General features: G+C 63.6%; 11 protein-coding genes and 1 pseudogene. 8 read left to right on the top strand and 4 right to left on the bottom strand.

Going from position 1 to position 7,963, the window contains the following annotated elements:
- The 3 genes from ACLP2E_RS13490 to ACLP2E_RS13500 all read left to right on the top strand — a co-directional run.
- On the top strand, positions 1 to 229 hold a 229-nt coding region (locus ACLP2E_RS13490; protein WP_442466235.1), incomplete at its 5' end, for an aldo/keto reductase.
- A gap of 55 nt (positions 230 to 284) precedes the next feature.
- Positions 285 to 854, top strand: a complete 570-nt coding sequence (locus ACLP2E_RS13495; protein WP_442466236.1) for a carboxymuconolactone decarboxylase family protein — start codon at positions 285 to 287, stop codon at positions 852 to 854.
- An 81-nt stretch (positions 855 to 935) separates the two neighbouring features.
- The gene (locus ACLP2E_RS13500; RefSeq protein ID WP_442461750.1) at positions 936 to 1,328 is read left to right on the top strand and encodes a hypothetical protein; all 393 of its coding nucleotides are present in this window, start codon (positions 936 to 938) and stop codon (positions 1,326 to 1,328) included.
- A gap of 48 nt (positions 1,329 to 1,376) precedes the next feature.
- Here ACLP2E_RS13500 and ACLP2E_RS13505 read toward each other — a convergent pair whose 3' ends face one another.
- Positions 1,377 to 1,700, bottom strand: coding sequence for a c-type cytochrome (locus ACLP2E_RS13505; protein ID WP_442461751.1), 324 nt, complete (start codon positions 1,698 to 1,700; stop codon positions 1,377 to 1,379).
- Positions 1,701 to 1,793: 93 nt separating this feature from the next.
- Positions 1,794 to 2,600: a hypothetical protein gene (locus ACLP2E_RS13510; protein ID WP_442466237.1), complete on the bottom strand. Its 807-nt coding sequence runs from the start codon at positions 2,598 to 2,600 to the stop codon at positions 1,794 to 1,796.
- Between the two features lie 212 nt (positions 2,601 to 2,812).
- On the opposite strand from ACLP2E_RS13510, the gene ACLP2E_RS13515 reads away from it, so the two are divergent.
- On the top strand, positions 2,813 to 3,376 hold the full coding sequence (locus tag ACLP2E_RS13515; protein WP_442466238.1) for a nitroreductase family protein: 564 nt from the start codon (positions 2,813 to 2,815) through the stop codon (positions 3,374 to 3,376).
- Here ACLP2E_RS13515 and ACLP2E_RS13520 read toward each other — a convergent pair.
- A complete protein-coding gene (locus ACLP2E_RS13520; protein ID WP_442466239.1) occupies positions 3,373 to 4,113 on the bottom strand; it encodes an aldolase/citrate lyase family protein in 741 nt (246 codons plus the stop codon). The two genes, ACLP2E_RS13515 and ACLP2E_RS13520, sit on opposite strands and share 4 nt — an antisense overlap.
- Before the next feature lie 169 nt (positions 4,114 to 4,282).
- Between ACLP2E_RS13520 and ACLP2E_RS13525 the strand changes: the two genes are divergently transcribed.
- Positions 4,283 to 5,653 carry a DUF2336 domain-containing protein gene (locus ACLP2E_RS13525; protein ID WP_442466240.1) on the top strand — a complete coding sequence of 457 codons (1,371 nt, stop codon included), beginning with the start codon at positions 4,283 to 4,285 and terminating at the stop codon, positions 5,651 to 5,653.
- A gap of 35 nt (positions 5,654 to 5,688) precedes the next feature.
- On the opposite strand, the gene ACLP2E_RS13530 is transcribed toward ACLP2E_RS13525, so the two are convergent.
- Complete coding sequence (locus ACLP2E_RS13530; RefSeq protein ID WP_442461756.1) at positions 5,689 to 6,027, bottom strand: P-II family nitrogen regulator; 339 nt, start codon at positions 6,025 to 6,027, stop codon at positions 5,689 to 5,691.
- A 228-nt stretch (positions 6,028 to 6,255) separates the two neighbouring features.
- Between ACLP2E_RS13530 and ACLP2E_RS13535 the strand changes: the two genes are divergently transcribed.
- From ACLP2E_RS13535 to ACLP2E_RS13545, 3 genes and pseudogenes are all read left to right on the top strand, one after another.
- On the top strand, positions 6,256 to 6,780 hold the full coding sequence (locus ACLP2E_RS13535) for a SixA phosphatase family protein (RefSeq protein ID WP_442461757.1): 525 nt from the start codon (positions 6,256 to 6,258) through the stop codon (positions 6,778 to 6,780).
- Between the two features lie 97 nt (positions 6,781 to 6,877).
- Positions 6,878 to 7,438: a nitroreductase family protein gene (locus ACLP2E_RS13540; protein WP_442466241.1), complete on the top strand. Its 561-nt coding sequence runs from the start codon at positions 6,878 to 6,880 to the stop codon at positions 7,436 to 7,438.
- 172 nt (positions 7,439 to 7,610) lie between these two features.
- A pseudogene (locus tag ACLP2E_RS13545) lies at positions 7,611 to 7,963 on the top strand (hypothetical protein); the annotation flags it as partial.

A 7,963-nucleotide genomic window follows, 5' to 3' on the forward strand; every position in this document is an offset into this window, starting at 1 on the left:
CGACGAAGCCATCGAGGATTATCACAGCCTGGCGCGGGAGTTTTCGCTCGATCCCGTGCATCTGGCATTGGCTTTTGTCACCTCGCGGCCTTTCGTCGCCGCTAATATCATCGGCGCAACGACGCTGGATCAGCTGAAAATCATCCTCGCCGCGCCGAAAACGCTCGCCCCCGAACTGGAAAAGCGCATCGACGCGATTCATCAGGTTCGCGGCAATCCGGCGCCGTGAACGCATTTTTGGCGCCTGCGTTAAACTTGTTTCACGCAACAGGATTGGACCGACCATGCGCTTGCCCTTGCTCAAGAAAGACCAGCTCGACGACTCCCAGAAGGCGCTCTACGACGACATGAAGTCGGGCATCGAAACCAGCTTCAAGGGATTTACCGCCATCGACAGCGACGGCGAGCTGGTCGGCCCGTGGAATCCCTGGATCCGCTATCCGCAATTCGGCGGCCCGGTGTGGAATCTGGTCAAGGCGCTGGCGAGCAATCCGAAACTGCCCAAGCCGGTGCGCGAGATCGCCATTCTGGCGACCGGGGCGCGTTTCCATTCGGCCTATGAAATCTACGCCCATGTGCTGGTCGGCGAGGCGCGCGGCCTGTCCGACGACAAGATCGCCACCATCGTCGCGGGACAGCGGCCCTTCGACCTGACCCGCGAAGAGGGCGTCGCTTACGACATGGCTTCCGCCGTGGTCGCCGGGACCGTTCCCGCCATCACCTACAAGCGCGGGGTCGACACGTTCGGCGACCAGGCGACGGCGGAATTGATCTATCTTGTCGGGCTCTATTGCATGGTGTCGACGACGCTCAACGGTTTCAACGTGCCCTTGCCCGAAGGCGAGGATTTTTAGGATTCGCTGGCGTGTCTGTTGGCGCGGCCAAGTTTTTCCGTTCATAATCGGCAAAACGATTTTCACAGACGAGAGGCGAAAATGAAGGCGCTGAAATTCGCAACCATCCTGGCGCTCGCGGCGCTGGCCGCGCCGCTGCAAAGCGCGTCGGCCTATGAAGGGGCCAATGTCGACAGGTATTTTTGCCGCCGTCACCTGCCGGGCGTTTGGACCTTGTTCCTGGCCGACGACATCGTCGTTCACGCCAACGGCAGGGCGTACCGCCCGTCAACGGGCGTGCAAGGAACATGGAGCTGTTTCCAGCGGGATGTGGTCTTTCGCTGGAACACGGGCGACGCCCAACAACTGGTTTTGTCGCCCGATGGCAATCACCTGACGGGCTTCAGCCGGGGCTTGCCGGTCGCCGCGGACCGCGAGTGGCCTCGCGGGCAAGAGGAGAACGGCTTTCCGTTTTTCGATCCGCTGGTTTTCTAAAAGCTTTCTCCGATCCGAGTGAATCGGATCGGGGCTGCAATTTTTGTTCTACCGCGCGTCCGCCGGGGCGAGGGTGCGGATATAGGCGACGAGATCGGCGATTTCCTCGCGCGTCAGGTGCAGGTTCGGCATTCTTGGATGAGGATCGGTGAGGAACGCCGACAGCTGCTGGTCCGTCTTGGTCCGCGCGAGGGTGGCGAAGGGCGGAACATCGGCGCTGGCCTCTTTCTGTTCGGGCGCGGCGAGATGGCAGGGCGCGCACCAGCGCCCAGCGATTCTTTCGCCCTGTTCGGGATCGGCGGGGAGGGCCGCCGCCGAGAATGACGCCGCCAACGCCAGAGCCAGGACGGGGGCGAATAACACAGGGCGCATGGCTTGGTCTCCCATTTTCGAATCGCCGCACTATGCGCTCTTCGTCCCCCCGGCGCCAAGATTCAGGTCCGAGATTCAGGTCCGAGATTCAAGTCATTGCGAAGCCGGTTGCTGCGCCAAAACCTCGACATCGCGGTCCTGGTTGGAAATCACCTTGAAGATCGCCTGATAGGTCTTGCTGTCGTGGCGGGCGATGGCGACATATTCGCCTTCCGCCAGCAAAAGCGAGGGAAAGGCGCCGATCATTTCGCGAATCACGTCGCCGCCGGGCGTGAGGACCGAGAAACTGGTGTTGGCGAGCGCTTCGCCGCCGGAACTATTGACCAGTTTCAGGGTCATGGTCGCGGCGCGGTGGCGCAGCACGCCGGAGGTGAGCTTGCCCGCCTGAACCTTGAAATCGGCGTAAACGGTGGAATTGGTCGGCGTTGTCGCGCCGGGCGTCGCGTCGAGCAGTTTCGAAACGATGTGATAGGCGCCCTCGGGCAGGCATTCGGCCTCGCCCTCCTTGAGATTGGGCAGGATCAGCTTGGCTTCCGGGTCGTTGTGGTCGGGCAGGTAGACCTGCACGTTCAGCCGCGCCGGCGGGATGGCGACATCGCCGAGCAGGGCGGAAATTTTCAGGCCGCCGGCATTCATCGTCACCTTCTGGGTGAGCGGTCCGCCATTGACCGTGATCGGCTTGGCGACTCCAGCGAGGCCGCAAGCGACATGGACAATGTAATCGCCGTCCGCCAGCGAGAAGGAGGGCGCGGCCTGAGTGGATTCGGCGACCAGGGCGTGGACGCCGTCGGCGTCGGCGCGCGCATCGAACACCCGCCAGTTCAACCCGGAGCGAATCGGCTGCGGGTCGCCCGGCCCATATACAGCGCTGAGCGAGACCAAAGCGTGCGGCGCCGACATCGGCGCTGGCGCGGATTCGGGGTCTGGCGCTTGTGCGTGGGCCGGCGCGACCGCCAAAATCATACCGAGCAAGGCAAGAAGCTTACCGCAGCGCCGCAAAATCATCCTCCGACTTCGATCCAAAATATTCCCCCGGCTCCGACCCATTTCCGGCATCGGTTTACAAAGTGACCATTTTAGGGCTTTTCTCAGCGAAAGGCTCGGGTGATCGCATGAACGACACAATAAAACTTCTCAAGCTCCGCCGCTCTGCCCCGCCAGTGCTGATGCGCGGCCCCGGACCGAGCGAGGAACAACTGGCGACCCTGCTGGCGCTGGCCGCCCGCGTTCCCGATCATGGCAAGCTCGCCCCCTGGCGTTTCATTGTCTTCGAGGGCGATGGCCGCGCGCGGGCCGGCGCGATTCTGGCGGAAATCTTCGCCCGCCGCGAACCGGGCGCCGAAGCCCAGCGCATCGAGACCGAGCGCAACCGTTTTTTGCGCGCGCCTCTGGTTGTCGCCGTGGTGTCGCGAGCCGCGCCGCACGTCAAAATCCCGCTGTGGGAGCAGGAGATGTCGGCCGGCGCCTCGTGCATGACCTTGACCATAGCGGCGTCGTCGATGGGCTTCCGCACCGCCTGGGTGACCGAATGGTGCGCCTATGATCGGGAGGTTCTCACCCGCTTCGGACTGGCCGAACATGAAAAAATCGCCGGCTTCATCCACATCGGCCGCGTCGAGATCGAGATCGAGGACCGAGCCCGACCCAATCTCGCGGATCTGGTCACAAAATTCTAATTTTTTTGCGCGAAAGCCGCATTGGCGATTTTCGCCTGCGCCGCCGTCAGGACGAATTTGCCGGCGAAATTTTCGCGCGCGGCCTGAGTGCAGTGGCGCGCAAAATCCTGGCCCTCGCCGGGTTCGGCGCAGTCATAGGCCGGCGCGCCAGCCGCCGCCGCCGCGAACAGGCAGAGCGCGCGCGCCACGCGCAGCGGCTCCGGGCGCTCGCCCGTCTCCGCAATTCCGAGCCGCCGCATCAACAAAAGTTCGTCGCGGCCGAGGCCGATCAGCCGCCGCGCGGCGCGCGACAATGAGCCGAGTTCGAAAATCGCGGCGGGTGAATCGGCCGCCAGCGCCAGGACTTTGAGGGATCCGTCGGGCAGGGCGTTTTCCGCCTCGCGCACCGCCAGTTTCGCTCCGAGATGCTGCACGTCGCGGGCGCCGCAGGCGTCGGGCAGGATGATACCGTCCGGCGCCGCCGCGACGACGGCGTCGAGATCGCCATCGGAGAGCCCCGAGGCCAGCCGGTGTATTTTCACCAGGCAGCGGCGGTTCAGCCCGCGCGCTTCCGCAATCCATTCAGCGGCGTTTTTCCGCGCGACGTCGATCTCGGCGTCGCAGGCGAGATCGAGCGCCAAGGCGTCGGCCTCGCTCGCCAGCCCCGCCTCGAAGGCGGCGCGAGAGGCGGCGGAAATGACCAGGATCGAGCGCATGGCGGGCTTTTCCGGGGAATCGAGACGAATCGCGGGCGCCATTCTCGCAGAGAAAGGGCCAGGAGCGCAAAGCATGGTGCTTCAAAGCAAAAGCGCCGACCGAGACATGCCGTGTTCAATAAAAAAATCTCGTTAAGCGAAACTTTACCTTGAATGCTCACACTCTCTTAACCGGCCGCCAATGGGGCGCCGTTTTTTCCGCGAGTGACGCATGATCGTCCGCGATTTCATCCTGTGGTTTGAAAATGCGCCGGCCGGCGCCCGAGCGGACGGCGCCCGCGTTTTGGCGAGAGCCTGGCTTGACGGCAGGCTGGACGAGGCCGGGCGCGTCGAGGCCGAGCAGGTTTTCTTCTCGCTGCTCGACGACCCGTCGCCGCTGGCGCGACAGGCGCTGGCCGAAACATTCGCCGGCGCCGCCAAGGCGCCTCCGGCGCTGATCGCAGCGCTGGCCTGCGACCAGACCAATGTTTCCGCGCTCGTGCTGGCGCGCTCGCCGCTGCTGAGCGACGCGCAATTGATCGATTGCGCCGCCATCGGCGATTCGTGCGCCCAGGCGGCGATAGCCTTGCGCGCAACCCTGTCGCCGGCCGTCTCCGCCGCGCTGGCGGAAATCGCGGCGCGCGAGGCGCTGGTCGTCCTGGCGGTCAACGAAGGCGCCAACCTGCCCGAATTCGCCATGCGCCGGATGATCGAGCGTTTCTGGAACGACGGCGAGTTGCGCGAGGCCCTGCTCGGCCGCGCGTGGCTGCCCGCCACCGTGCGCGCGGCGCTGGTCGCCGCCACGGCCCGGCAACTGACCGATCTGGCGGTCGAACGCAACTGGATGGAGCGCGCGCGGGGCGAACGCATCGCTCAGGATTCGCGCGACCGCGCCGCCATGATTATCGCTGCCGGCTGCGCCGACTATTCCAATGAGATCGCGGCGCTCGCCGCCTATCTTCGGGTCTCCGGCCAGTTGACGGCGGGCCTCGCCCTGCGCGCCCTGCTGTGCGGCCAGACCAGCCTGTTCGAGGCGACCCTGTCCGAACTGACCGGCATGGGGCCGCGCCGCATCGCCGGATTGGTCGCTGACCCGGCCTCCTCGGGTTTCGCCGCTGTTTACGCCAGGGCCGGAATGCCTGAGAGCCTTTTCCGCGCTTTCCAGTTCGCGCTAACCGCGCTGGCGCGCCTGCCGCACGAAAAAACCGAGGACGGGGCCTTGCGCCTGCCGGTCATTCAGGCCGTGCTGCGTCAATGCGAGGTTTCCGGCGACGAAAATTTAAGTTCGCTGGTCGCCCTTCTGCGCCGTTTCGAAGCGGATGCGACGCGAGAAGCGGGGCGGCGAGTCATCGAGCGCAGGAAAAGCGAAACCGCGCCGGCCCCGCGGCCCGTCCAGCAGCCCGTGGCGCCAGCCCTGGCCGCGCCGATCCTGGCCGCGCCAATCTTGGCGCCGGCTTCGGCCGCAAGCGAAACGGCGCCGCCTGTTGTCGCCGGGCCGCCCGTCGCGGAACCCGCGCCCGCGCCAACGGTCGAAACCGCGAAATCGAGCGTCGAGATTTCCATCGATCTCGGGGCTCTGGAAAAAGAGCTGATCGCCGCGTAAGCGGTTTTGCAGGACGGGCAACCTGCTTTTGCGCCTCAAATGGCGTAAATGTCTGTTTCCCCGGTCCGGATTCGTACGGCGCGTTCGATCGGGGTCACGAAAATCTTGCCGTCTCCGACCGTGCCGGTGCGAGCGGAGCCGCAAATGGCGTCGATCGCCTTGGCCAGGTTCTTTTCCATTACGACGATTTCAACGCGCAGTTTCGAGACGAAATGGACGGAAAACTCTTCTCCACCATAGATTTCGGCATGCCCCCTTTGGGCGCCGAACCCTTTGACCTCGGTAATGGTCAGGCCGGCGACGCCAGCGGCGATCAAGGCGTCACGCACCTCCTCCAGCAGGAAGGGCTTGATGATCGCCGTTACGAGTTTCATTTCCGTTCGAGTTCGATGGAGAACTCGCCTTTGGGTTGATTCGGCAAGGCCCTCACGAGCCGCGGTTATCATCCGACCATCCATCGATCGATGGTTTGCGCGCGAGTCGGTTGATTTCGTCTTGAATCTTTACACCTTCCTTATACCGGAAACAATGATCCTTTATGTAGCCCTGGCTTCAGACCGCTAAAGGCGGCGGCTGGCGGAGGGCTTCGGAAAAAGAAGAAAATGAAAAAACAGCTGTTCCTGCTCCGTCACGCCAAGTCTTCATGGGATGATTTGTCGATTCCCGATCACGATCGCCCTTTGAGCAAACGCGGTCGAAAGGCGGCCGCGGCCATTCGTCAACTGATTCAATCCGAAAGCATAAACCCGGATCTGATCTATGTGTCCGGCGCAATACGAGCCATGCAAACGTTGCAGCGCCTCGAGCCATGGGCCAAGCCGCCAAAGGTGGAGGTCAGGGAGGAGCTGTACATGGCGGACGCGCCGGAAATTCTGCAATCGTTGCGGGAGGTCCCGGACACGGCGCGCTCTGTTCTATTGATCGGCCATAATCCCGGCTTGCAGGATTTGGCCGTCCTCCTCATCGGGGGGCGTGAACATGCAACCGGGGATGCGCTCGGCCGACGTCTGGCCGACGCCTATCCAACCGGGGCTTTGGCCCAATTTGCCTTTGAAGGCTCATGGTCGAGGATTGGAAGGGGATCGGAAAGGCTGACGCGATTTGTCGCGCCGCGAGATTTGAAATAGGCGGGCGCCCGCTCGTCGCGCGCCTTGATGGCTGTCAATGCCAACTTTTCGGTTTGGCCCTAAACAAGACGGCGATGAGTTAGCAAGGGACAGCGCAATGGATGTCACCCAGGCGATTTCCGGTCGTCGCTCGGTGCGCGAATACACCGAGGAACCCGTCGACGCGAGCGTCATCGGCAACCTCATCGATGCAGCCATACATGCGCCCAGCGCCGTCAATGCGCAGCCATGGGCGTTCACGGTGGTGCGCGATCAAAAAGCGCTTCGTCGCGTCTCGGACGGGGCCAAGGCGCATATGCTCGCCACGATGGGCGGCAATCCCCACGCCGATCATTTTCGCTCCCACCTTCGCGACCCGAATTTTCATATCTTTTATCACGCGCCCGCGCTCGTCCTGATTTCGGGCGCCGCCCAGGGCCCGTGGATCGTCGAGGATTGCGCCCTGGCGGGCGAAAACCTGATGCTTGCGGCTTACGCGGCCGGGCTTGGCTCCTGCTGGATCGGTTTCGCGCAAGCCTATCTCAACACGGCCGATGGCAAGGCGGACCTCGGCCTTCCGGCGGAATGGGATCCCGTGGCGCCGATCATAATTGGGCATCCGAAAAGCGCCGTCACGCCAGTCCCGCGCAAATCGCCGGAGATCCGGTGGGTGGGCTGACCGTTCTGGCGCGCGACGAAGTTTTGCGAGGAAGAAGGCCAACGCGGCGCCGGCGAAGAATTCTCGTCGACTTGCATGACATGGCTGGACATTGCGGCCGCCAGCGTCGAGCATAAGGTATGGCCCGGGCGCGACGCCCAATGCCGCCATGAAGACATGAGGGGGATGCCAGATGAGACTTTTTCTTGCCGCGGCTTTTTCTTGCGCCGCCCTTTGGAGCGTCAGCGCGCAGGAGCGCGCCAATGCGCCGCAACCCACAAGCGAGGCGGCTCCCGTCGTCGGCCAGGAAGACCTCGCGGACATCATGGGCGAGACGCAGTTGCGCCACCTCAAGCTGTCCTTCGCCGGCTCGCTGAAAAACTGGAATCTGGCGGATTTTGAAGTCGCGCAGATCGACAAGAGTTTTCGCCGGGCGGCCCAGCTCTATCCCGTGTTCGAAAACGTGCCGGTGGCCAGGCTGATAGCCGAAATCAGCGAGCCCGTGCTGGCGGAGGTCAAGAAGTCGATCAAGGACCGCGACCGCGA

It is taken from the genome of Rhodoblastus sp. (assembly GCF_052145335.1).
Lineage (GTDB): Bacteria > Pseudomonadota > Alphaproteobacteria > Rhizobiales > Beijerinckiaceae > Rhodoblastus.